Origin of the sequence: Pseudomonas sp. NFACC39-1 (assembly GCF_900110355.1) — a bacterium.
Taxonomy (GTDB): domain Bacteria; phylum Pseudomonadota; class Gammaproteobacteria; order Pseudomonadales; family Pseudomonadaceae; genus Aquipseudomonas; species Aquipseudomonas tehranensis.
Genome location: NZ_FODL01000003.1, coordinates 197,344 through 223,902, shown reverse-complemented (window position 1 = coordinate 223,902; position 26,559 = coordinate 197,344). Strand labels below are relative to the sequence as shown.

The 26,559-nt window shown below is 64.4% G+C and carries 7 protein-coding genes; 5 read left to right on the top strand and 2 right to left on the bottom strand.

Going from position 1 to position 26,559, the window contains the following annotated elements; all coding sequences use genetic code 11:
* Positions 1-54: 54 nt before the first annotated feature.
* Positions 55-1,476 (bottom strand): diaminobutyrate--2-oxoglutarate transaminase, encoded by a 1,422-nt coding sequence (locus BMY45_RS07830; protein ID WP_092396323.1) that lies wholly within the window; start codon positions 1,474-1,476, stop codon positions 55-57.
* Positions 1,477-1,584: 108 nt separating this feature from the next.
* On the bottom strand, positions 1,585-3,648 hold the full coding sequence (locus tag BMY45_RS07825; protein ID WP_092396321.1) for a TonB-dependent receptor: 2,064 nt from the start codon (positions 3,646-3,648) through the stop codon (positions 1,585-1,587).
* A gap of 247 nt (positions 3,649-3,895) precedes the next feature.
* On the opposite strand from BMY45_RS07825, the gene BMY45_RS07820 reads away from it, so the two are divergent.
* From BMY45_RS07820 to BMY45_RS07800, 5 genes are all read left to right on the top strand, one after another.
* Positions 3,896-4,873, top strand: a complete 978-nt coding sequence (locus tag BMY45_RS07820; RefSeq protein WP_092396319.1) for a TauD/TfdA family dioxygenase — start codon at positions 3,896-3,898, stop codon at positions 4,871-4,873.
* Between the two features lie 7 nt (positions 4,874-4,880).
* Positions 4,881-8,309, top strand: coding sequence for a condensation domain-containing protein (locus tag BMY45_RS07815; RefSeq protein WP_092396317.1), 3,429 nt, complete (start codon positions 4,881-4,883; stop codon positions 8,307-8,309).
* Positions 8,310-8,326: 17 nt separating this feature from the next.
* The gene (locus tag BMY45_RS07810; protein WP_092396315.1) at positions 8,327-9,373 is read left to right on the top strand and encodes a TauD/TfdA family dioxygenase; all 1,047 of its coding nucleotides are present in this window, start codon (positions 8,327-8,329) and stop codon (positions 9,371-9,373) included.
* Positions 9,374-9,484: 111 nt separating this feature from the next.
* Entirely contained in the window at positions 9,485-12,547 is a 3,063-nt protein-coding gene (locus BMY45_RS07805) for a non-ribosomal peptide synthetase (protein WP_092396313.1), read from the top strand.
* 58 nt (positions 12,548-12,605) lie between these two features.
* Positions 12,606-26,552, top strand: coding sequence for a non-ribosomal peptide synthetase (locus tag BMY45_RS07800; protein WP_092396311.1), 13,947 nt, complete (start codon positions 12,606-12,608; stop codon positions 26,550-26,552).
* Positions 26,553-26,559: the final 7 nt, after the last annotated feature.

The following is a 26,559-nucleotide window of genomic DNA, read 5'->3' as shown; positions in this document are numbered from 1 at the left end:
GGATGTGCCGGCCTCATCGCGAGCAGGCTCGCTCCCACAGGTTTTGTGTTGAGTTCAGCCTGCGGGGCACTCGTTGATCGTGCTCGCGGCCTGGAACAGGATTTTCGCAACGAAATCGATCTCCTGCTCAGTGATGATCAGCGGCGGCAAGAAGCGCACCGTCGCCCCATGGCGCCCGCCAAGCTCAACGATCAAGCCGTGCTTCAGGCAAGCCTGCTGGAAGGCCTTGGCCCGGGCCGTGTCCACCGGCGGGTGGCCCTGCACATCGAGGGTGCCCTGCGGGTCGACGATTTCCATCCCGAGCATCAGGCCGCGACCACGCACATCGCCGATCCAGGCGAATTCGTTTTGCAGCGCCTGCAGTTGTTTCTGCAGGTAAGCGCCGACCTTTTCAGCGTGCTGGACCAGGCCTTCATCACGGATGAAACGCAAGGTCGCGGTACCCGCCGCCATCGCCAACTGGTTGCCGCGGAATGTGCCGGCGTGGGCGCCCGGCTGCCAGACGTCCAGCGACTCGTGGTAGACCATGACCGACAGCGGCAACCCGCCACCGATGGCTTTGGACAGGGTGATCACATCCGGCGTGATACCCGATTGCTCGAAGCCAAACATCCGGCCACTGCGGGCAATACCGCACTGGATCTCGTCGACGATCAGCGGGATACCGTGGGCCTGGGTCAATCGGCGCAGTTCCTGCAGCCAGCGGTCCGGCGCGGCAATCACTCCGCCCTCGCCCTGAATCGGCTCCAGGATCAGCGCCGCCGGTGCGGTCACTCCGCTTTCCGGGTCGTTGAGCAAGTGTTCCAGGTAACGCACGTTCAACGTGACCGCCTGATCACCGGCCACTCCGAAAGGGCAACGATAGTCGTGCGGGAACGGCAGGCGCTGCACACCTGGCATCAGTGCGCCGAGGGCATTTTTCGGTGACAGGTTGCCACTGATGGCCAGCGTACCCAGGGTCATCCCGTGATAGGCCCCTTCAAACGCCAGGACCGAATGCCGCCCCGTGGCGGTGCGGGTCAGCTTGAGCGCGGCCTCGACCGCATCGGCCCCACTCGGGCCGCAGAACTGGATGCGTGCATGGCGAGCGAACTCGCTGGGCAGGCAAGCGAAAATCTCTTGGACGAATGCGTCCTTTACAGGCGTCATGAGGTCCAGGGTGTGCATCGGCACACCGGCCGCCATGACCTGCGTGATGGCTTCGATGATCACCGGGTGGTTGTGGCCCAGCGCCAGGGTGCCGGCACCGGCCAGGCAATCGACAAACACTTGCCCCCGGCTGTCCTGCACATAAATGCCATGGGCCCTTTCAAGCACCAGCGGAATGCGTCGCGGGTAACTGCGGGCGTTGGATTCCTGCTGTTGCTGACGTTCCAGCAGTGGAGTCGGATCGAGGCAGTAAGGACTCGACAGACCGGTGTGCAACAGGCGCAGCTGTTGCGCGCCACCCGCTGTGACATTCGAAAAAGCACTCATGATTTCCTCCATGGAGGCTGGGTTTGGAAGGAACAAACAGCCGGGAAACAAACATCCGAAACGTTGCAGGACAGGCGCGAGGAGATTGCCTCCCCGCGCCTTTGGGTTTTACATGTCGTAGCGCAGAATCATCCCCACCGTGCGCGGCGCGCCGACGTCGATGATGTCGTCGTTACGGTTGTTGGTGATGTATTCCTTGTCGAAGGCGTTTTTGACGTAAGCGGACACAGCGACGTTCTTGGTGACTTTGTACTCAGCGTTGAGGTTCACCAGAACATAGGCGTCGCTCTTACGCTCACCCGTGACTTTGCCATTTGAATCGAATTCATACTCCGAAGGCGCGGTGCCCTGATAGACAATATCCGTGCCTAATATCAGACGGTCGTCGAAGCGATAGACACCCCCTACCGAAGCCTTGTACTTAGGCGAATAGAGGAACGACTCACCGCTCCTGTCCTGCCCGCTGCCTGTGACGAAGTCCTTATATTTGCTATCGGTCACGGAGGCGCCGACGTTCAAGGTCAGCTGTTCGGTGATGTCCTTCTCTGCGAAGACTTCCAGCCCCTTGATATCGCTGCGACCCGCGTTGAAGACATCAATGAAGTCGCTGCCGTTGCGCCTAACACTGACCTGCTGGTCTTTCCAATCCGTGTAGTACAGGTTGGCGCGGGTGCGCAGGGTCTTGTCGAAGAACGAACCGCGGTAGGACAGCTCGTAGTTGGTGGTGTATTCCGGATCGTAGGCTTGGTGACCGCTACCGGAACGCAGGTTGACGCCACCACCGCGGTAGCCTTTTTGCACCATGAAACCGAGGTATTGGTTCGCGGCCAGCTCATAGTCGATGCCGAGTTTCGGCAGCACGGCGTCAAATGACTTTTTGACTTTGCCGGATTCGGAGAAATCGTCCTGCTCGACGTCAGTGTCGTTGGTCTCGTGGTCGTAACGCAGGCCGGTGATCAAGGTCCAGCGCGGTGCGAACGTCCAGTTGACTTCACCGAACACTGCCTTGTTCTCGATCGTGGTATCGCCCTTGACCGTACCGAACAGCACGTCATCGAAAAACAACCGGTCGTGGAAGTTGTTGCTGTTGTGGCCGTAGTACGCACCCACAAAGCTCTTCACCGTGTCCGAGGTGTAGTTCAAACGCAGCTCCTGACTGAACAGGTTACCGTCTTGCTTACGCAGAACGACCTCGTTGTCCACGGCATTCTGGTCGAAGTCCAGACGGTTGCTGTAGTCGGTACTGGTATTGGCGGTCATGCTCGTCAGCGACCAGGCATCGTTCAGACGATAATCCACCTTGGCGCTGAGGGTATCCTGCTTGAGGTTGTCGAAGGCCTTGGTGTTGGACCCAATGTCGTAATAGCTCGGCTTGCCGTCGGCGCCGCGCATCGTGGAACGATCCCCTTGGCGATGTTCGCTGTGGGCGTAGGTGAGCAACACGTCGGTGTCGTCGTTGGGCAGGATCAGCAATTTGCCGCGGGTGTTGCTGGTGCGACGCGGGTTGGCGTCGTCATTGAGCGTGGTGTTGCGGATGTAGCCGTCACCTTCGCCATAATCCACGGCGATACGCCCGGCGATCTTGTCGTCGACGATGGAGCCACCACCGGCCACCGCCGCCCCGCGCTCACCGTAATTGCCCACATTGGTTTGCGCCGAAAAGCTCGGTTCGAAGGTTGGGTTCTTGGTCCGGATAACCACCGCACCGGCCAGGGAGTTACGGCCCTGGGTGGTGGATTGCGGACCGAGGAATACTTCGACCTGTTCGGCATCCCAGAGCGGGACCGGGCTGAGGGTCAGCGCACGGTTCGGCTGTACGGCACCGTCGACATAAACGGAAACGGCACCATTGAGAGTCGCTGGGCCCTGGTCGTCAAAACCGGACACCGGCACACCACGGATACCCCAGTTTTCATTGCCGGCCTGGCTATAGACGCCGGGCGTGCGGGCGAATACATCCACCAGATCCTTGTCGCCGTGCTCTCGCAGATTCTTGTCGGTGAGGACCACGACGCTGGACTGGGTCTGCTCAAGCGTGCGGTCGATTTTTTCACCTGTCACGGTGATTGGAGCAATCTCCATCGTGCCGGCTTCTTCGGCCGCCCATGCAGCGTTGCTCAGGCCTATGGCCGACCCTACAGCCAACGCAATTGTGTTCTTTTTGAAATTCACGCCCCGCTCCCCTGCGACAGATATTTTAGGTTTTTTGAGCTGGCCGAAGGCTGTGTGGCGCCAGCGGAGCGGAGTCTAATCCAAAAAAAAAATTAAATAAATAGTATTGATAATCTATCTCATTTGTACCTAGTATGACGTCTTGTATTGATCTGAATACATTACAGACGAGTCCTACACAACCGACCGCTGCCCTGCTTTCAAGGTCTTGTGACTGGTCGAAGAAGATATAAGAGGATGCACAAGGATGACCTCAATCGAACACCTCAACGGGCGTTCCGAGCTTTTTTCCATGGCGCCCACGGATGCAGGCGCCCAGTCGCTACCCCTGCTGGTGCAAGGGACATCGGGACAATCGATCCACGATCTGGACGCCTCGATTCGCGACGGCCTGGCTCATGCGCTGACCACGGTTGGCGGCGTGTTGTTTCGCGGTTTCACCGTCGCCACGCCCATCGATTTCAAGCGCTTCGCTGCCAGCTTCGGGGCACCGCTGGCCAGTTACGAATTCGGTTCCACGCCGCGCAGCAAAGTCTTCGCCGGGGTCTATAGCTCCACGGAATACCCGGCCCATCAATTCATACCCTTGCACAACGAGCAGGCCTACACCCGCCCTTGGCCTTCGCGCATCTGGTTTCACTGCATCAAGGCCAGTGAAACCGGCGGCGAGACCCCGATTGCCGACAGCCGCCTGATCTACCAGCGCATGCCCGCCGAGATCCGCGAGCTGTTCGCCAGCCGCGAGTTGCTCTACGTACGCAACTACAGCGGCGCCCTGGACCTGCCTTGGGAAAAAGTCTTCAACACCCAGGACCGTGCCCAGGTCGAACGCTACTGCCGGGACAACGACATCGAGTGGGAATGGAAAGCCGATGGCGACCTGCGCACTCGCCAACGTTGCGCCGCCGTGCAGCAGCATCCCGATACCGGTGAATGGGTCTGGTTCAACCAGGCGCACCTGTTCCATGTCTCGGCCATCGAACCGAGCGTACGCGCCAGCCTGCTGGCAGCGGTGGGTGAAGAGAACCTGCCGCGCCATGTCTACTTCGGCGACGGCTCGGCCATTGCCGACGACATGCTCGACACCGTACGCGAGGTTTACCGCGAGACTGCCATCAGTTTCCCCTGGCAGCCGGGCGATATCCTGATGCTCGACAACCGACTGGTGGCACACGGTCGCAATCCTTTCACCGGTGACCGTAAAGTCATCGTGGCCATGGCGTGAATTGCACATGTTTTCATTCAAACATTGGATCGAGGTGCTGGAAGCCAACGCCCAGCACTTCCCTCAACGTGCTGCCCTGCATTTCTTGCCGGACGGTGTAAACATCGGCGAAACCCTGACCTTTGCCCAGTTGCACGAGCAGTCCCAGTCCCTGGCGGCCGCGCTGCAAGCACGTTATGCGCCGGGTGATCGCGTGCTGTTGATGCTGCCCAGCAGCCTCGACTACGCCCGCGCCTTCTGCGCCTGCCTGTATGCGGGCCTGATTGCCGTGCCGTTGTTTCCGCCACCGTCGCGCAAACCGCGCCACCTCGACCGCGTCCGCAACGTGGTAGTGGATGCCGCGCCAGCGCTGATTCTGGCACCGGCGGATCATTGCGAAAGCCTGCAGGAACTGGTGGAGGGCCGCGTCGAGGTGCTGACCGTCCAGCACCTGGGCACACCACCGGCCAGCCAGTGGCAACGCCCGGCTATCGACGGTTCGACCGTAGCCTTCCTGCAATACACCTCGGGCTCTACCGGCTCGCCAAAAGGCGTCGAGGTGCGTCAGCGCAACCTGATCGCCAACGTCGAACTGATGCGCCAGGCGTACGATTTCGACGAACACGGCGCCATGGTCAACTGGCTGCCGCTGTATCACGACATGGGCCTGATCGGCGGCATGCTGGCTCCGCTCTACAGCGGCATGCCGTGCTACCTGATGGCCTCCCAGACCTTCGTCAATGCGCCGTCGACCTGGCTGCAGGCATTGAGTCGCTACCGAGCCACCGCCAGCTTCGCCCCCAACTTCGCCTATGCCCTGTGCAACCGCGTGGTCAGCGACAACCTGATCGCACAGCTGGACCTGAGCAACTGGAAACACGCCATCAACGGCGCTGAGCCGATCCATCCCGGCACCCTGGAAGCCTTCGCCCAGCGTTTTGCCGCCTGCGGCCTGAACCCGTTGGCCATCAGCCCCGGTTACGGCCAGGCCGAAGCAACGCTGTGCGTCAGCGCCACGCCGGCCGATGCGCTGCCGGTGGTGCTGCGCCTGGACAAAGCCGTGCTGGAGAGCGGTCGCGTGGCCCTGGCCGCTGCCGATGCCGCCGCGGTGGAGTTCGTCGCCTGCGGTTATCCGCAAGCCTTGCACAGCATCGCCATCGTCGACCCGCAAACCTTCGAGCGCTGCGCCGCCGATCACATCGGCGAAGTCTGGCTCAAGGGCCCGAGCAACGCCGAATCCTACTGGAACAATCCCGAAGCCACTCGTGAGGCCTTTGAGGCACGGATTGTCGGCTCATCGGAGCATTACCTGCGCTCCGGCGACCTGGGCTTCATGCACGAAGGCCAGGTGGTGATCTGCGGGCGGCTCAAGGACCTGTTGATTCTCAATGGGCGCAACCTTTACCCCCACGACATCGAATTCGCCATTACCGACGCCGAGCCGGGCATCCGTACCGGACGCATCGCCGCCTTCGCGCAAATGGACCCGGCACTGGGCCGCGAGAAACTGGTGATTGTCGCCGAGCCGCAGCGCAAGTTCGTCGACCCGGCGCATCATCCGGCGCTGTTCGCCTCGATGCAAAACGCTGTGCGCGAAGCCGCCGACTGTGGCATTGACCAGATTGTGCTGGTGCAAGCCGGCACCATCCCGATGACCACCAGCGGCAAGATCGCCCGTCAAGGTGCGCGCAAACAATTGGCCGCCGGCACGTTGAGCATCATCGCCCAGAGCGGTGGAACGCTGGCCTCGAACGACGAGCCCCTTGACCTTGCCCGGCTCAAGCGCCTGGCGACCGAAACATCGCAACAGGCCCAAGCCGCCTGCCGCCAATGGCTGGAACAGACGTTGCACGCGGTCAACCCGTATTTTTGCGCCGACTTCGACCTCAGCCTGATCGGCCAGGGCCTGGATTCCATCGGCGTGGCCGACTTTGCCGCGCGCCTGCACAGGGACCTGGGTTGGAACCTCGATACTCAGGACCTGTTCGGGGAAACCACCCTGGAACAATGGGCGCTGGCCCTGCACGCGTTCCTCAATGATCCAACGCCAACGGCCGACACTCCCACCGAGCAGACCAACCCCAGTCAGGGACATCAATCGTTCGCCCAGCGTCGGCTGTGGTTCCTGCGCCAACTGAACCCGGACGACACCCGCCACAACCTGGTGCTGCACCTGCGCCTGCAAGGTCCGCTGGACATCGAGACGTTGGCCCTGCGACTGAACACGCTGGTCGAGCGTCACGGCGTGTTGCGCACGGTGTACCGCGACAGTGTCGATGGCCCGCAACAACAGGTATTGCCGGCCACGGCTGTAGCACTGGCCCATCATGATTTGCGTGAGCAGAACGAAGCACAGCAACAACAGACGCTGAACGAACGCCTGGCCCAAGAACACGCCACCCCTGTCGATCTGCAAGCCGGCCCAGTGCTGCGAGCGCAGTTACTCAGCCGACATGACCAAGACCATGACCTGCTGTTGACGCTGCACCACATCGCCTTCGACGGACGCTCGGCGCAAATATTGTTGGCAGAACTGGCGGATTCGGCGGACGCCGCGCTGCCGGGGCAATACCTGGCTTTCGCCCAATGGGAAGCCCTGCACTGGAGCGAACAGCGAATCGCCACTGAGCAAGGCTTCTGGCGCGAACACCTGGCCGGCATGCCGCAAACGTTGGAACTGGGTGGCAGCGGCCAGGCCCCGGGCGAATACAGCCTGGACTTCAACGTGCCCCAGACCGGCTGCGAGCGATTGGCAGCGCTGGCCCGCGAGCAAGGCATGACGTTGTTCATGCTGTTGCTGGCCAGTTATCAATTGGTCCTCAAGCAATTGGGCGGCCAGCCGCAGTTCCTGCTGGGCACCGACGTCAGCGGCCGACCGCTGGCAGAGCACAACGACGTCATCGGTTTCTTCGTCAACCAGTTGACCCTGCGTTGTGACTTGCGCGGCGAAGCGACCCTGGCCGGTTTCCTTGAGAAGGTTCGCGATGAGTCGCGCCTGGCCTATGCCCATCAAGGCCTGCCTTTTGATCTGGTGGTCTCGGCACTCGCGCCGCAGCGCCGCCCCGGTCACTCGCCGCTGTTCCAGGTCAAGCTCAACTATCAACCGTCACGGGTGACCCCGACCGCCATCGCTGGCGCGCAGTTGTCCGCGCTCGACGTGGCCCAGGCACCGGGGGATTTCCACCTGGTGCTCGACCTGGTGCACGGCGACGAAGGCCTCGCCGCGACCCTCAAGTATCGCGGCGAATACTTCGACCGGGACCGTGCCTTGCGCCTGCAACACCTATGGACGCGCCTGCTGGAGCAGATGCACAGCCTGCTGGACGAGCCGTTGCCGGCAGTGGCCGAGCGCATCGACAGCTGGGATCAGGCCTTTACCCGGGAGCGACAGCAGTCCCAGGCGCTGGCCGGTCGCAGCCAGATGATGCAAGCCAAACGTCGCTCCTTGTCCCTTTAACCGAGTCGGATGCCGTTATGTCTATCGTGCCCCCATCGCCACGCGCCCTTGGCGCCGTGCGTCGCAAAGCCATGAACGTCTCGGAACAACAGTTGGTCACCGAGCGCCTGCTCAGTCCGGACCACGCCCTGCCCCTGGTGATCGAGCCGGCGGTCAGCGGCGTTGACCTGATCGCCTGGGCCGCCCGGGAACGCGAGTCGCTGGAAAAAAAATTGCTGCAGTACGGCGCCCTGCTGTTTCGCGGCTTCAACGTCGCGTCCGTCGAGCAGTTCGACCAGGTGATCGCCGCCCTCTCCCCCGGAGCGCTGGAATATATGTTCCGCGCGTCCCCCCGGACACGGGTCGGCGGCAACATCTACACCTCGACCGACTACCCGGCCGACCAGATGATTTTCCCCCACAACGAGCACTCCTACTCGCCGCGCTTCCCGCTGCGGTTGTTCTTCTACTGCCAACTGCCGTCCGAGACCGGCGGTGAAACACCGATCGGCTCGACCCGCGCCGTAAAGGCCAGGATCAGCCCGCAGATCGAAGCGCGGTTCCGGGAAAAAGGCGTGCTGTACGTTCGCAACTACGGCGACGGTTTCGGCCTGCCGTGGCAGAGCGTGTTCCAGTCCGAAGACCGCCGCGAAGTGGAAGCCTACTGCGCCAGCGTCGGCATCGAAGTGGAATGGAAAGACAACAATCGCCTGCGCACCCGCCAACGCGGGCCGGCCGTGGTGCGCCACCCGCGCACCGGCGAAGAGGTCTGGTTCAACCACGCCACGTTCTTCCACATCAGCACCCTGCCCGAGCGAATCCGCGAGTCGCTGCAAAGCAACTTCAACGACCTCGACCTGCCCACCAACACCTTTTACGGCGATGGCGAACCGATCGAGCCGCAGGTTCTGGAATCGCTACGCGCGGCCTACCTCGACTCGCTGGTGCGCTTCAGTTGGCGGCAGGGCGACGTGTTGTTCATCGACAACATGCTCGCCGTGCACGGTCGCGAACCCTTTACCGGCAAGCGCGCCATCATGACCGGCATGGCTGAAGCCCTGCTGTCGAGCGACGTTGCCGTCTGACATTCAACGGGTCCACCCGCCGTTCGCAGGCGGCTTGCCTGACACGAGTCCAGCAAGCCCCGACGTCTGTGCGGTGATCCAGGCTCAAACCCTTTTCCAGTCGAGATGAACATGAGCGGACTTCAAGGTTTTCGTATTTCCCCGCAACAGGCATCGGTTTACCCCCACACCCACGGCGCAGCGGCGCACCCGTTTAGCTGCCATTTGCAATGGTCGCTGTCGCAACCGCCGGATGTCGATGCACTGAACAACCGCCTGCAGGCACTGGTGGCCGGCAGCGAAATCCTGCGCACACGCCTGATGCCCGTGCCAGGCCTGCGCCACCCGGTGCAGGTGATTGACGAAGCCGGCTCACTGGCGGTGAACCTCCAGGACCTGCGCCAGCACAGCCGCGCCGATCAGGACGCCGCACTGGCTCAGCTCGCCACCCAGCCCCGTGACTGGACAACCCCGCTGTGGGTGACCCTGGTGCGCCTGTCCGATGAGCAATACGTGCTGGACCTCGCGGCGGCCAGCAGCCATTTCGACCTCGCCAGCCTGAAATGGCTGGCCGGTGCATTGCTGCAGGACACTGCCACGGACCTGTCCGAAACCCTGCAGTACGCCGATTACGCCGAATGGCGCTGGAGCCTGGTGGAAGACGCGCCGGACCATCCGGGCGTGAGCTTCTGGAAACCTGCGGGCGACACCGAGCAGGCCACCTTGCAACTGCCGCTGGAATCGACTCTCGATGGTGGATTCGCGCCGACCCGACTGGAGCTGACGCTGCCAGTCGACCTCGCCCGTCACCCGGCCCTGACCCAGGAGCTGCTGCTGGCGGCATGGGCAGCCGTCCTGGGACGACTGGCCGGCCAGCAACAGGTGCCACTCACTCTGATCCATGAAAGTCGCGGCGCGGAACTGGAGAACACCCTGGGCCTGTTCGAACAGTGCCTGCCCGTGAGCATCGAACTGGATGCCCAGGCGCCCCTGCTGGAGCAAAGCACGCAAGTGGCCGCCACCCTGGAACGGCTGATTGGCTGGCAAGACTATTACACCGGCGACCACCCCGCCGGATACGCTTTTGCCTGGCGCTCCGGCGATGCCCGGGAGCGCCACGCCAGTGCGGTCATGAACCCGTCGAAGGCTTGCCTGAACGTTCGCCAGTTGCCCGACAGCCTGCACGCGCAGGTGGTCTACGACCGCCATGTCCTCAGCGCCGACGCTGCGGGCTGCCTTGCCGAACAATGGCTGCAACTGCTGCAAGGCGCCCTGGCCGAACCGCAACGGGGCTGGGCCCAATTGCCCCTGGGTGGCGCGCTGCAATCGCAGTTGATCGGCACCGGCGCGAGCGCCCCCTCCATCGAACCGGTGACGCTGGTGGAATTGATTGCCCGTCAGGTTCGCCAACAACCGAACGCCATCGCCCTCAGCGACAAGGACGGCGACCTGAGCTACAGCCGCCTCGACGCCTGCGCCACGCAACTGGCCCATCAACTGGTCGCCGCCGGCATCGGTCCAGGCGTGCCCGTCGGCATCCTGTTCGCCCGCAGCAACGCGGCCATTGTCGCCATGCTCGCCGTCTTGAAAGCCGGTGGCGCCTACGTGCCCGTCGACCCGACCTACCCGGCCGACCGTCGCGCCTACATGCTCACCGACAGCGCCATCGCCCACATCGTGGTCAGCGCCGAACTGGCTGACAGCGTGCCGGCCAACCTGCAACGCTTCGTGCTGGATGAGCTGACGACACAGGACCTCGGCGATTGGCCGGCGCTGCCCTTGCCGGACGCCAACGACCTCGCCTACCTGATCTACACCTCCGGCTCTACCGGTACGCCGAAAGCCGTGGAGATCAGCCACGGCGCCTTGAGTTTCTCGACTCAAGTGCGCATGGTGGCCTATGAGACTCCGGTGCGCGCCTACCTGTTGTTGTCGTCGTTTGCCTTCGACAGTTCGGTCGCCGGGATTTTCTGGACCCTGGCCCAAGGCGGACGCCTGGTATTGCCCGCCCCGGGCGAAGAGCTGGAGATGGCCCGCCTGGCGCAGTTGATTGCCCAGCACCAGGTCAGCCACGGCCTGTCGCTGCCGTCGCTGTACCAAGCCCTGCTCGATCAATTGCAGCGCAGCGGGGGAACCGACAGCCTCGCCTGCTGGATCGTCGCGGGTGAGGCTTGCCCGCCGTCGCTGATCGCGCAACACAGCAAGACCCTGCCACACGCACATCTGGTGAACGAATACGGTCCCACGGAGGCCACCGTCTGGGCCACCTATGAGGTGTTGGACCCAAGCCGGAACGTCAGCATCGGCCGTCCGATTCCCGGCATGGACCTGCGCCTGCTGAACGAATTCGACACGGCTTGCGGCATTGGCGAACCAGGTGAAATCGTCCTCGCCGGCCCAACCCTGGCCCGCGGCTATCGGCACAAACCCGAAGAAACCGCCAAGGCCTTCGTCACGCTGGCCGATGGCACTCGCGCCTACCGCACCGGCGACCTGGCGTGCTGGTTGGCCGACGGGCGCCTGGCGTTCCTGGGGCGCAAGGACCATCAGGTCAAGGTCCGTGGCTACCGCATCGAGCTGGGCGAAATCGAACGCCAGTTGTGCAGCCACAGCGACGTGCGCGAAGCCGCGGTGATCGTTCAGGAACATGCCGCCGGTAAGCGCCTGCTCGCCTATATCCTGGCCGCCCACGGCTACGCACCGGACTCGGAGGCGATCAAGCGTTTCCTCGGCGAACGCCTGCCGTCGTACATGGTACCGGCCCTGGTGCTGACCCTGGCGAGCTTTCCCCGCACGCCTAACGGCAAGCTCGACACCCGCCAGTTGCCCGACCCGGACCAATTCGATGAAAGCGCCCATGTGGCGCCGCGCAATGCCATGGAGACCACCCTGCAAACCATCGTCGCCAAGGTCTTGAAACTCTCGACAGTGAGCGTCACCGACAATTTCTTCGCCATCGGCGGCGACTCGATCCTGAGCCTGCAGGTGGTGGCCCAGGCCCATGAGCAAGGCATCGCGCTGTCGGCCAAGCAAGTCTTCGAACGCCAGACCGTCGCGGCCATGGCCGAGGTGGCACAACGGCTGGATCCGAGCGCCACCGAGCCGCAAGCCGACAGCACCGAATTCAGCGCCTCGGGCCTGTCCGATGACGAAATGCAAGCGCTGATGGCCGAACTGGACGAGGCCGACCTGTGAGCGGTTCTTCTCGTCACCACGCCATCACCGTCGCCCCTATTTACGCAGGACCGTTTTAATGACCAGCGAAAAAACCACCGGTAACCCGATCGAAGACATTTACCCGCTGTCGCCGCTGCAACAAGGGATGCTGTTCCACTCCCTGCTGCACGAAGACTCCGGTGTGTACCTGATGCAGGATCGCTACCGCATCGGCGGGGCCATCGATGAAGGCGCGTTCCTCGAATCGTGGCGCCAGGTGGTGGCGCTGCACCCTTCCCTGCGTGCCAGTTTCCAGTGGAAAAGCCAAAAGCAACCGGTGCAGGTGATCCATCGTCAGGTCAAGGTACCGCTGGACACCCTCGATTTGCGCGGGCTCGCCCCCCATGAGCAGGAAGCGCGAATCCGCACCCTGCTCGAAGACGAGCAGAAAGTCGGCTTCAACCTGTCCAAACCACCGCTGATTCGCTTTCGGCTGGTGCGCCTGGCTGATGAGTCCTACGAATTCATTCGCAGCTTCCACCACATCCTGATGGACGCCTGGTGCATTTCCCTGGTGACCGTGGACTTCCTCAAAGTCTACGAAGCACTGTGCAACGACCGCACGCCGGAGCTGAAAAGCCCTCGGCCGTTTCGCGATTACATCCAGTGGCTGCAACGCCAGGATGCGGGCAAGGCCGAGGAGTTCTGGCGCGGCCAGTTGCAAGGTCTAAACGCGCCCACGCCACTGACCGTGGACAACGGCGTGACCCGCGACCGCTACACCGATGCGGTGCTGGTGGACGATCAACTGATTCACCTGAACGAGCAGCAAACCCAGGCGCTGGCGGCGTTCTGCCGCAATCGGCGGATCACCCCGAACACGTTTTTCCAGGGCGTCTGGTCACTGCTGCTGTCGCGCTACAGCGGGCAACAGGACGTGGTCTTCGGCGTCACCGTGGCCGGGCGTCCGGCCGACCTGACCGGTGTAGCGGAGATGATCGGTCTGTTCATCAACACCCTGCCGCTGCGGGTTTCGGTGGACCCGAATGCCACGCTCGGCCATTGGCTGGGCGACCTGCAAAAGCTCAACGTCGACATGCGTGACTTCGAGCACACACCGTTGACCGACATCCAGGGCTGGAGCGATTTCCCCCGGGGCGAGACCCTGTTCGACAGTATCCTGGTGTTCGAAAACGCGCCCATCGACGAACAGATCCTCGAAGGCGGCTTCCAGTTCAGCCTCGAAGGCATGGACCACAGCGTGCACACCCACTACGGCTTGACCGTGGTGATCCTGCCGGGCGAACAGCTGGGCATCCGCGTGTCCTATGACCGCGAACGTTTCGAAGCCGCCACCGTGCAACGCCTGCTGGGCCACATCGCCAGCCTGGTGCGCAGCATGCTCGCCGCCCCCGACGCGCCGTTGGCCAGCTTCGAACTGCTGGCCGCCGCAGAACGCCAACAGTTGCTGGGCGAGTGGGCACTCAACCCCCACGATTTCCCGCTGGATCAAAGCTACGCCGAGCTGTTTGCCGCCCAGGTCGCCCAGCGCGGTGATCAGGTCGCCGCGATCTGCGCCGGTGAGTCGCTGACCTACGCCGAGCTGGACCTGCGTTCCACGCGCCTGGCCCACGCCCTGCGCGAGGCCGGCGCCGGTGAAGATCAACTGGTCGCGCTGGTGGCCCCTCGTGGCCTGGCGCTGTTGACCATGATGCTGGCGGTGTTCAAGGCTGGCGCAGCGATGTTGCCCCTTGAGGTCAATCACCCGCCCGAGCGCCTGCGGGAAATCCTCGGGCTGTCCCGCGCGCCTCTGCTGGTGGCGAGCGAAGCCTGCAGCGGCCTGCTCGATCAACTGCTCAGCGGCCTCGACCCGGCGCCGGAGGCGCTGTTCGCCGAGGCCTGTTGGACGTCCAGCAACGATTCGCCACTGCCGCGGCTCGGTGGCCCGGACAGCCTGGCCTACGTGCTGTTCACCTCGGGTTCGACCGGCACGCCGAAGGGCGTGATGATCGAACAGCGCGGCATGCTCAATAACATCTTCGGCAAGGTGCCGGCCCTGGGCCTCAGCGCCGCCGACCGCATTCCGCAGACCGCCTCGGTGGCGTTCGACATTTCGGTGTGGCAGTTCCTCGCCGCGCCGGTGCTCGGTGCGACCGTGCACATTCTTCCGGATGAAGTCGCCCACGACCCGCAACGCCTGCTGCAAGTGCTCGCCAGCGAGCGCCTGAGCGTGCTGGAAATCGTCCCGAGCCTGATGCGCACCTTGCTCGCGCTGTGCCCGTGCGATTTGCAACTGCCGGACCTGCGCTGGGTATTGCCCACCGGTGAAGCCCTGCCGCCGACCGTGGCCCGGGACTGGTTCGCGCGCTTCCCCGACATCGCCCTGATGAACGCCTACGGGCCGGCCGAATGCGCCGACGACGTAGCCTTCCAGCCGATCTTCGCAGCCCCGGGGGCCGAAGTCAGTCACATGCCCATCGGCCAGCCGACCGCCAACAACCGCCTGTATGTGCTGGACGAAGCCCTGCGCCCGGTGCCGGTTGGCGTGGCCGGGGAAATCTGTGTCGGGGGCGTCGGCGTCGGCCGCGGCTACCTGCACGACCCGCAGCGCACCGCTGACGCCTTTATCGACCACCCTCAACTCGAAGGTCGCCTGTACCGCACCGGTGACCTGGGCCGCTGGCGTGCAGACGGGGTGATCGAATACCTCGGCCGCCGCGACCAGCAGGTCAAACTGCGCGGGCACCGGATCGAGCTGACGGAAATCGAACACCGTCTCGCCCAGCACCCGAACGTGCGCGAAGCCGCCGTCCTGCTGCGGGAAAACAGCGTCGGCGAAGCCTGGCTGGTGGCGTACTGGGCGGCCCATGACGAGTCCCTGGGAAGCGACGGCCTGAGCGACCACCTGCGGGCGCAACTGCCGCCGTACATGGTGCCGGCGGCCTTCGTCTGCCTGGACAAGCTGCCCCTGAACAACAATGGCAAGGTCGATCGCAAGGCCTTGGCCGCCCGGGAACTGGACTGGCAGGCCGACGCCGAGGAAAGCATCGCCCCGCGCAACGCACTGGAAACCACCGTGGCGTCCATCTGGGCCGAAGTGCTGGGCCGCGATACGGTCGGCGTGGAAGACAACTTCTTCACCCTCGGCGGGCATTCGCTGCTGGCGACCCAGATCGTTGCCCGCCTGCGCACCCAATTCAAGCTCGACCTGCCGTTGCGGGTGCTGTTCGAGCACCCCACCGTGGCCTTGCTGGCTACAGCCATCGCCGCGCGCCAGACCCAGGCCGCCGCACCGCAAACCGCGGCGATCAGCGCGCTCAAGGCCCAACCGCGTCCAGCGCTGCTGCCGCTGTCGTTCTCGCAACAACGGCTGTGGTTCATCGAGCAACTGACGCCGGGCACCACGTTGTTCAACATTCCGTTCGCCCTGCATCTGAAGGGCGAACTCAATATCCAGGCGCTGCACGCCAGCCTGAACGACCTGCTGGTGCGCCATGAAATCCTGCGCACCGGCATCCACAGCACCAACGGCCTGCCGTGCCAGCGCATCAGCCCAGCGCTGGAAATGTCACTGCCCTTCGAAGACCTGTCGGGCCTGACCGCCACCGAGCGCGCCGGTGCGCAGTTCAATGCCTTGCAAGACACCTTCGAGCAGCCGTTCGACCTGACCTGCCCACCGCTGCTGCGGGCGCGTTTGCTGCGCCTGGGGCCGGGCGAGCATGTGTTGGGTATCGCCCTGCATCACCTGGTCTCGGACGCCTGGTCGGCCACCATCGCCCTGCGCGAGCTGGCCCTGGGTTATGAAGCCCGTTGCAACGGCACTCCCGCCGAACTGCCGGCCCTGCCATTGCAGTACGCCGACTTCGCCCTCTGGCAGCGCGAACACCTGCAAGGCGCCGAACTCAAGCGCCAACTCGATTACTGGACCACCACCCTGGACCGTCGCGACAGCGATGCCAGCCCGCTGCTGGCCTTGCCCACCGATCATCCACGGCCATCGGTGCAAAGCTACCGCGCCGGGATCGTGCAGCGTGAACTCAGCGCCGACCTCAGTGGCCGGGTGCAAGCCTTTGCCAGTCGCCTCGGCACCACACCGTTCACCGTGCTGTTCGCCGGCTTCGCCGTGCTGATGCACCGCTTGAGCGGCGACGCCACGGTGCTGGTCGGCACCCCGGTCACTCACCGGGAACAACCGGGCACCGAAGGCCTGCTGGGCATTCTGTTGAACAACCTGGCGATTCGCGCGGACTTCGAGCCGCAAGCTGGCTTCACCGCCCTGGTCAAACAAGTGGCCGAGCGTCTGCGCAGTGGCCTGCTGCATCAGGACCTGCCGTTCGAACAATTGGTCGACAGCCTGCAACTGCCGCGCAGCCTCAGCCATGCGCCGCTGTACCAGGTGATGGTCGCCCAGCAACTGGCCATGGAGTCGCGCTTGCGCTTCCCCGGGCTGGAATTCGAAGCCCTGGACACGCCGCTGCGGCACTCCGAATGCGACTTGGATTTGCACGTGCTGTGCCCGGCCAATGCGCCGATCCAGCTGGAGCTGATGTTCGCCCTGGACCTATTCGTCGCCGACAGCGCCCGCCAGACTCTCGCGCGCCTGGAGCATCTGCTCGAACACATGCTCGCCGAGCCACAGCGCCCGGTCGCCGCCTTGCCGCTGCTGATGGACGCGGAGTGGCAACGCACCGTGGTCGAGTGGAACCGTACCGAGATGCAGGTGCCGACGCACCTGACCTTCGCCCAGTTGTTCGAACAACAGGCCGAGCGCACCCCGGAGCGTGACGCCCTGTGCTTCGAAGGCCGCAGCCTGAGCTATGGCGAACTGAACCGTCGGGCCAACCAGGTGGCGCATTACCTGCGCAGCCAGGGCGTCGGCGCCAACCGCCCGGTGGCGTTGTGTGTCGAGCGGTCGCTGGAACTGCTGGTCGGCCTGCTGGGCATTCTCAAGTCAGGCGGCGCTTATGTACCACTGGACCCGACCTACCCGGTGGATCGCCTGGCGTACATGCTCGAAGACGCGCAACCGGCACTGTTCCTTGGCCAGCAAGGCCTGCTGGAACAGCTGGGCGCCGAACTGCCACGCTTGCGCCTGGACAGCGACGCAGCGCTGTTCGCCAACCAGCCAGACAGCAATCCTGCCCCGCTCGCCGGCCCGCAAGACCTGGCCTACATCATGTACACCTCCGGCTCGACCGGTAAGCCCAAGGGCACCTTGGTGACCAACGGCTCGGTGGTCAACCTGGCCTGGGCGCGTATCCATGGTTTGTATCGCCGCTACACCGACCAGCCGATGCGCACCAGTTTCAACTATTCGTTCGCCTTCGACAGCTCGGTGGCCGAGCTGATCCTGCTGCTCGACGGCCACAGCCTGTACCTGACCCCGGAAGACGTGCGCTACGACCCCGAGGCCCTGGCCGGATTCTTCCGCGACACGCGCCTGGAAGCCTTCGAGTGCACCCCGGCGCAACTCAAGGCCCTGCTTGAAAGCGACGGTGTTCGCCGTGGCGAGGTGTACCTGCCGCGCTTCGTGCTGTTCGGTGGCGATGCGGTGGATGCGCAGCTATGGCAACGCCTGCCGTCGATTGCCGGCAGCCGCTTCTTCAACACCTACGGCCCGACCGAATGCACGGTCGATGCAACCGGCTGTGCGGTGGATGACTTCCCGCTGCGGCCGATCATTGGCCGGCCGATCGCCAACGTGCGCACTTACGTGCTCGATGCTTTCCTCAACCCGATGCCGGTGGGCGTCCCGGGGGAACTGCACATCGGCGGCGCAGGCGTGACCCTGGGCTACCTCAACCGTGCCGAACAGACTGCGAAGGTGTTCATCGAAGACCCGTTCTCGTCGCTGCCCGGCGCGCGGCTGTACAAGTCCGGCGATCTGGTGCGCTGGCTGCCCGACGGCCAGCTCGAATACCTGGGACGCATGGATCATCAAGTGAAGATTCGTGGCTTCCGCGTCGAACTGGGGGAAATTGAAACCCTGATCGGCGCCCAACCGGGCGTGCGCCAGGCCGTGGTATTAGCCCGTGAAGACGTGCCCGGTGACAAGCGCCTGGTGGCCTACGTGACGTGCGATCAGCAGGCCGACATCCACGCCTGGCGCAAAGCCATTGGCGCCGCCCTGCCCGACTACATGGTGCCCTCGGCGTTTGTGCTGCTCGATGAATTGCCGCTGACCGACAACGGCAAACTCAACCGCAAGGCCTTGCCGGCCCCGGACATCCAAGCCGCACCAGACGCCCTGGAGCCACCGCGCAGCGCCGCCGAACAGCAACTGGCAGCGCTGTGGGCCGAGTTGCTGAACGTGCCTCCGTCGCAGATCGGCCGTGACAGCCACTTCTTCTACCTCGGCGGCCACTCGCTGCTGGCGGCGGCGCTGTTTGCCCGCCTGCGCCAACAGTTCACCAGCGTGCCACCGTTGCGGTCGGTGTTTGAACACCCGACCCTTGAAGCCTTGGCCGCGCTGCTGGGCGATCCCCTGCAAGCCCCGGCGGCGACCTTCGCTGCACCGGCACGTCCGGCACGCCTGCCGCTGTCGTTCGAACAGCAACGCCTGTGGTTCCTCGAACAACTGAGCGCCGGCGGTGGTGAATACAACGTGGTCAGCGCCGTGCAACTGGACGGCGAACTCAATGTCCAGGCCCTGCAAACGGCCCTGGACAGCGTGGTCCAGCGCCACGAGATTCTGCGCAGCCGCATCGTGCGCGATACCGACGGTGAGTTGGCGTTGATCGTCGAACCGCAAGTCGCTATCACCTTGCAAGTCACGCCACTGCAGGCCGCCAGCGACGAGCAGTGGCAACAACTGACCGACGCGGCGATCCACGGGGAAACCGGCCGCCGCTTCGACCTCGCCGCTGAAGTGCCGGTCCGGGCTACGTTGCTGCAACGCAGCGGCGGCGCCCAGTCACTGCTGTTGCTCAGCCTGCACCACTGCGCCACCGATGACGCCTCCAGCCAGAACCTGCTGGAGGAACTGCGACAGTTCTACACCGCCCAGTGCCAGGGCACTCCGGCGGCACTGCCGGCGCTGGCGCTGCAATACCCCGATTATGCCCTCTGGCAGCGCGAGCCCAGTCAACAGACCGCGTTCAGCAGCCAACTGGAATACTGGCGCAACCAACTGGAGGACGGCGACTACCTGCTGGATCTGCCGACCGAACAGGGCCGTCCAAACCAGCTCGCCCCGACGGCCGGCGCAGTGCAACTGCAATTGCCGCCCGCCCTGGTGGAACGCCTGCGGCAGTTCGCCCAGCAACGCGGCGCCACGCTGTACATGCTCATGCTCGGTGCGGCGCAGTTGCTCTTGGGGCGCTACGCCAACCAGCGCGACGTACGGGTCGGCAGCCCGGTGGCCCAGCGTCCATTCGCCGAGCTGCAACCGCTGATCGGCTGCTTCGTCAACACCGTGGTCATGCGCGCCGATCTGGATCCGACGCTGGATTTCGAAGGTTTGCTGGGCCAGGTGCGCAACCGTGTGCTGGATGCCCAGCAGCATCAGGACGTGCCGTTCGACCAGGTCGTGGAGCACCTGAAACCTTCGCGCAGCCTCGGCCAGACGCCGCTGTTCCAAGTGCTTTTCGCCATGCAGAACGCCGATTCGTCGAGCCAGCCATGGCCGCAGTTGCAGGTCAGCGAACGGGCGGTGACCGCCCAGGCCACCAAGTACGACCTGAACTGGGAAGTGCACGACGGCGAGGAGCTGTCGGTGTTGCTGGAGTACCGTGCCGCGCTGTTCAGCGAATCCACGGCCCGGCGTTGGCTGGAACAGTGGCAACAACTGCTGGAAGCCATGCTCGAAGCACCGCAGACCCATCTCGGGGACTGGACACCGTTGCCAGCGGCAGAACGTCAGCGTCAACTGGTCGAATGGAACGCCACCGAGCGCAACTACAGCGGCCCGACCAACCTGCACACCGCGCTCAGTCAACAAGCCGCCCTGAGCCCCAACGCCCCAGCGCTGGTGTTCGAAGGCCAGCGCCTGAGCTACGCCGAGCTGGATCAGCGCGCGCAATCCGTCGCCCGGGCCCTGCGTGCGGCCGGTGTGGGCACTGACAGCATCGTGCCGCTGTGCATGGAGCGTTCGGTGGAGATGGTCGTCGCCTTGCTCGGCATCGTCCATGCCGGCGCTGCGTGGCTGCCGCTGGATCCGGATCTGCCGGCTGCACGCCTGGCGTTCTTGATTGAGGATGCCGATGCCAAGGTCACCTTGACCCAGACGCAATGGCTGTCGCGCCTGCCCGCCGGGCATCAGGCCTGGACCCTCGACGCCCTGCCCCAGGCCCCAGCGTTCGAGCCGATCAGCGTCGAAGCTCACGACCTGGCCTACGTGCTCTACACCTCCGGTTCCACCGGCCAACCCAAAGGCGTGATGAACGAACACGGCGCCTTGATGAACCGCCTGCACTGGATGCAGGAGGCCTTCCCGATTGGCCCGAACGACCGCGTTCTGCAAAAGACCCCGTACAGCTTCGACGTGTCGGTGTGGGAGTTCTTCTGGCCGCTGATCACTGGCGCGACCCTGGTGGTCGCCCGGCCGGACGGGCATCGCGACCCGGCCTACCTCAGCCAGTTGATCCAGCAGGAACAGGTCACCACCCTGCACTTCGTGCCGTCGATGCTCCGCGCCTTTGTCGAAGAACCGAGCCTGATCAACTGCCACAGCCTGCGCCAGGTGTTTGCCAGCGGCGAAGCACTGCCGGTGGATCTGGTGCGGCGTTTCATGGGCCAGCACCCGGCGGCGCTGATCAACCTGTACGGCCCGACCGAAGCGGCCATCGACGTCTCGGTCTGGCGTTGCTCAGCGGACGATGTGGTCGTGGCAATCGGCAAGCCCATCGCCAACCTGCGCTTGTACATCCTCGACGAGGCCATGCAGCCGCTGCCGATTGGCAGCATCGGCGAGCTGTACATCGGTGGCGTCGGCGTGGCCCGGGGTTATCTGAAACGCCCGGACCTGACCGAAGAGCGCTTCCTCGCCAGCCCATTCATCGAGGGTGACCGCCTGTACCGCACCGGCGACCGTTGCCGCTTCCTGGCCGATGGCAACATCGAGTACCTGGGACGTCTCGATCATCAGGTGAAATTGCGCGGCCAGCGCATCGAATTGGGGGAAATCGACGCTGCACTGCTCGCGCAGGCCGGCGTTCGCGATGCCGCCACCTTGTTGCTCGACCAGCGCCTGGTGAGTTTCTGGTGCGGAGACGCCGATGAGGCGACCCTGCGTGCCGAGTTGAGCGACAGCCTGCCCGCGCACATGCAGCCCAGCCTGTTCGTGCAGCTCGACAGCCTGCCGCTCAACAGCAACGGCAAGCTCGACCGCAAGGCATTGGCCGCCACGCCGCTGCCACAGAGCCAAAGCGACCAGCCGCGCACAGCACCGCGCAACGCCACTGAAAGCGTACTCTGCGAACTGTTCGGCGAAGTGCTGGGTTGTTCGCCAGTCGGCATCGAAGATCACTTCTTCCAACTCGGCGGCCACTCCTTGCTGGCCACCCGCCTGGTCAGCCGGGTCCGTGAGCGCCTAGGGGTTTCCCTGCCCTTGCCGCTGGTGTTCGCCCAACCAACGGTGGCGGCCCTGGCCGAGCATCTGCGCGCGGCCATGCCCGGTGAATGGATCACCGCACAACCGCGCCCGGCGCAATTGCCCCTGGGTCTGGCCCAACGCCGGTTCTGGATGCTCAGCCGCCTGGTGCCGGAATCCCGCGAGTACCACATGCCGTTTGCCCTGACCTTGCGCGGTGAGCTGCAGGTTCAGGTCTTGCGCGAGGCCTTTGAGCAGCTCAGCCAGCGCCATCTGGTGCTGCGCAGCCGGATTGTCGACGTCGACGGTGAGCCGCAACTGCTGATCGACCAGCACGGGCCAGCGCTCGCGGTCACTGGCGTTGCAAACCAGGACTGGGCCGCGGCCTGCGCCAACGCCCAGGACGAACTGATGACAGCGTTCGACCTGGCCGCCGCCGCGCCTTGGCGCGCGCATCTGCTGCAACGCCAGGGCAGCGACGAAAACCTGTTGCTGGTGTGCCTGCACCACAGTGCCACCGACGGTTGGGCCATGCAGTTGCTCATCGACGAACTGACCCAAGCCTACGCCGCCGGTCTGAAGGGGCAGTCGCCGGCCTGGACGCCGCTGGAGATCGACTACGTCGATTTCGCCGTGTGGCAACAGCACCCGGACACCCAGGCCCAGCGCAACACCAGCCTGGAGTACTGGAAAAACCACCTCGGCCAGGACGACTACCAGCTCGACCTGCCCATCGACCATTCCCGTGGCGCCGAAGCGGACCGTCGCGCCCGGCAACTGATCGTGCGCCTCGGCACCCAGCGCGCTGACGCCATCCGCCAGTTCGCCCGTCAGCGCAGCACCACCACCTATGTGGTGCTCGCTACGGCCTTGAGCGCGCTGCTGGCGCGTTACAGCGGTCAACGAGAGATTCGCCTCGGCACCCCAGCAGACCAGCGTGATCAACCGCAAGCCCAGACACTGCTGGCCTGTCTGGTCAATACTCTGGTGATTCGCAGCGACGTCGACCAACGGGCCCCGGCCGAGCAATTGCTCGCCAGCCTTGAGGCCGACCTGCGCGCAGCCCAGGCCCATGCCGACCTGCCCTTCGCCACTTTGGTCGGGGCTGTCGCGCAAAACCGCGACCTGAACCGTACACCGCTGTTCCAAGTGCTGTTCTCCCTCAACTACGGCCGGATAGACAGCAGCCAATGGCCGAGGCTGAACGTCGAAGAGCAGATGCTGCCGGTGGTCGACGCCAAGTTTGAACAGAGCTGGGAAGTCCAGGACGATGGCAGCGACATGACGCTGGCGCTGGAATACCAATCGGCCTTGTTCGACGAAACGACGATACAACGCTGGAGCGCGCAGTGGTGTGCGTTGCTTGATGCCTTGGTGGCAACCCCTGGACGCACCCTGGTCGAACTGTTCCCGCAACAGCAGGATCAGCAGCAACTGGAACGCTGGAACGCCACCGAACGTCACTACAGCGGCCCGACCAACCTGCACACCGCGCTCAGCCAACAGGCCGCCCTGAGCCCCAACGCCCCAGCGCTGGTGTTCGAAGGCCAGCGCCTGAGCTATGCCGAGCTGGATCAACGCGCGCAATCCGTCGCCCGGGCCCTGCGCGCAGCCGGTGTGGGCACTGACAGCATCGTGCCGCTGTGCATGGAGCGTTCGGTGGAGATGGTCGTCGCCTTGCTCGGCATCGTCCATGCCGGTGCCGCGTGGTTGCCGCTGGACCCGGAATTGCCGGCTGCACGCCTGGCGTTCCTGATCGAAGACGCCGATGCCAAGGTCACCTTGACCCAAGCGCAGTGGCTGTCGCGCCTGCCAACCGGACATCAAGCCTGGACCCTCGACGCTCTGCCCCAGGCTCCAGCGTTCGAGCCGATCAGCGTCGAAGCTCACGACCTGGCCTACGTGCTCTACACCTCCGGTTCCACCGGCCAACCCAAAGGCGTGATGAACGAACACGGCGCCTTGATGAACCGCCTGCACTGGATGCAGGAGGCCTTCCCGATTGGTCCGAACGACCGCGTTCTGCAAAAGACCCCGTACAGCTTCGACGTGTCGGTGTGGGAGTTCTTCTGGCCGCTGATCACCGGCGCGACCCTGGTGGTGGCGCGTCCGGACGGGCATCGCGACCCGGCCTACCTCAGCCAGTTGATCCAGCAGGAACGGGTCACCACCCTGCACTTCGTGCCGTCGATGCTCCGGGCCTTTGTCGAAGAACCGAGCCTGATCAACTGCCACAGCCTGCGCCAGGTGTTTGCCAGCGGCGAAGCACTGCCGGTGGATCTGGTGCGGCGTTTCATGGGCCAGCACCCAGCGGCCCTGGTCAACCTGTACGGCCCGACCGAAGCGGCCATCGACGTCTCGGTCTGGCGTTGCTCGGCCAACGACGTGATCGTGCCGATCGGCAAGCCCATCGCCAACCTGCGCTTGTACATCCTCGACGAGGCCATGCAGCCGTTGCCGATTGGCAGCATCGGCGAGCTGTACATCGGTGGCGTCGGCGTGGCCCGGGGTTATCTGAAACGCCCGGACCTGACCGAGGAACGCTTCCTCGCCAGCCCATTCATCGAGGGTGACCGCCTGTACCGCACCGGCGACCGTTGCCGCTTCCTGGCCGATGGCAACATCGAGTACCTGGGGCGTCTCGATCATCAGGTGAAATTGCGCGGCCAGCGCATCGAGCTGGGGGAAATCGACTCAGCGCTGCTGAACCTACCGGCCATCACCGGCGCCTGCACCCTGGTCATCGACAACCGCCTGGTAGCGTTCTACAGCAGTAGCACCGCGCAGTCGGATCTCGACACCCAGCTCGCGGCCGAACTGCCGGCGTACATGGTGCCGGCAGTGTGGGTGCAAATCCCGGCCCTGCCCCTGAGCACCAACGGCAAGATCGACCGCAAGGCCTTGGCCGCCCTGCCCTTGCCAAACACCCAGAAAGACTACGCGGCACCGCGCAACGAGCTGGAGCGCCTGCTCTGCCAGTTGTTCGGCGAACTGCTCGGCGACACCTTGACCGGCGGCCGTGAAGTCGGCACCTCGGACAGTTTCTTTGCCCTGGGTGGTGACTCGATCCTCGGCCTGAAACTGATCTCGCGTCTGCGTGAACAGGGCTATTCGCTCACGCCACGGGACCTGTTCCGTTCGCCGACCCCGGCGGCGCTGGCCCACGTGACCACGACACTGTTGACCCAGGCCGAGCAAGGAGACGTGACCGGGCCAATGCCGCTGATGCCGTTGCACCAGTGGTTCTTCGACCAGCAGCAGGTCCAGGCCGCACACTGGAACCAATCGGTGCTGGCCGACAGCGACCGTCGCCTGGAACCGGCCATCGTGCAAGCCACGCTGGACCGTCTGGTGGCCCACCACGACGCCCTGCGCTTGCGTTTCACCAATATCGACGGGCAATGGCAGGCGCACATCGCGCCGGTGGCCCCGGCCCAACTGACCCGCTGCGAACACCCGGAACAATTGCTGCACGTCGCGCAAAGCCTGGACCTGCAACACGGCCCGCTGTTCGCCGCGGCCTTGCTGGAGGGCACCCCGCAGCGCCTGTATCTGGTGGCCCATCACCTGGTGGTCGATGCGGTGTCCTGGACGCCGCTGCTGGAAGACTTCCAACAGCTATACGCCGCCCTGGAGCGTGGCGAGCAGCCGACGTTGCCGGCAAAAACCACCTCGTATCGTCAATGGGCCGAGCACCTGCAAGCCCATGCCGTGAAGGCTGCTGCCGAGCATCGCTACTGGACTGCCCAGACCTCTGCGAACCCACCGCCCATGGCCACGGTCGCCGAGCGCCAGACACTGGCGGCCCGCTGGGAGGCCAGCCGCACGCAGCAATGGCTGACCGAGTCCCACGCGGCCTACCGCACGCAACCGGAGGAACTGCTGATCGCCGCCCTCGCCGCAACCCTGGCCGAGGTCGAACAGCGCAGCGATATCGTGGTGGACCTTGAGCGCCACGGACGTGACGCACCGTTTGCCGGGCTGGACGTCGGCCGCACCGTCGGCTGGTTCACCACGCTGTACCCACTGCGAGTGAACGCCCGCGGTGCCGCGGGCGAGCAGGTGCGCAACGCCAAGCAAGCCTTGCGCGACGTACCCGGCCAGGGCCTGGGCTACGGCTTGCTGCGCCAGCGCGGCGAGTTGCCGGCCAGCCACGGCGATGTGCTGTTCAACTACCTGGGGCATGAGCAAACGCCAGAGGGCTGGTTGCGCGCAAGCAGCCTGACCCCGCCGCCGGAGGTGGCCCCGGTGAACCGAGTGACCCATGCCCGTGAAGTGGTGGCCTGGCTGGAAGACGGCGTGTTACGTGTCGAATGGCACAGCGTCACGCCGAACGCCGACAGCCGTTTGCCCGCTCGTCTGCTGGAACATTTGCAGGCGCTGGTCGAGCACTGCCTCGACCCGCAGGCCGGTTCGCTGATGCCAGCGGATTTCCCGCTGGCCAAGGCGCTGAACCAGAAGTCCCTGGACAAGCTGCTGGGCAAACTCAAGACCAAACCCAATTCCCAAAGCTAGCGAGCGA

Coding starts and splice junctions, on each gene's coding strand:
- BMY45_RS07830 (WP_092396323.1), bottom strand. CDS start 1,476: ATGAGTGCTTTTTCGAATGTCACAGCGGGTGGCGCGCAACAGCTGCGC.
- BMY45_RS07820 (WP_092396319.1), top strand. CDS start 3,896: ATGACCTCAATCGAACACCTCAACGGGCGTTCCGAGCTTTTTTCCATG.
- BMY45_RS07815 (WP_092396317.1), top strand. CDS start 4,881: ATGTTTTCATTCAAACATTGGATCGAGGTGCTGGAAGCCAACGCCCAG.
- BMY45_RS07810 (WP_092396315.1), top strand. CDS start 8,327: ATGTCTATCGTGCCCCCATCGCCACGCGCCCTTGGCGCCGTGCGTCGC.
- BMY45_RS07805 (WP_092396313.1), top strand. CDS start 9,485: ATGAGCGGACTTCAAGGTTTTCGTATTTCCCCGCAACAGGCATCGGTT.
- BMY45_RS07800 (WP_092396311.1), top strand. CDS start 12,606: ATGACCAGCGAAAAAACCACCGGTAACCCGATCGAAGACATTTACCCG.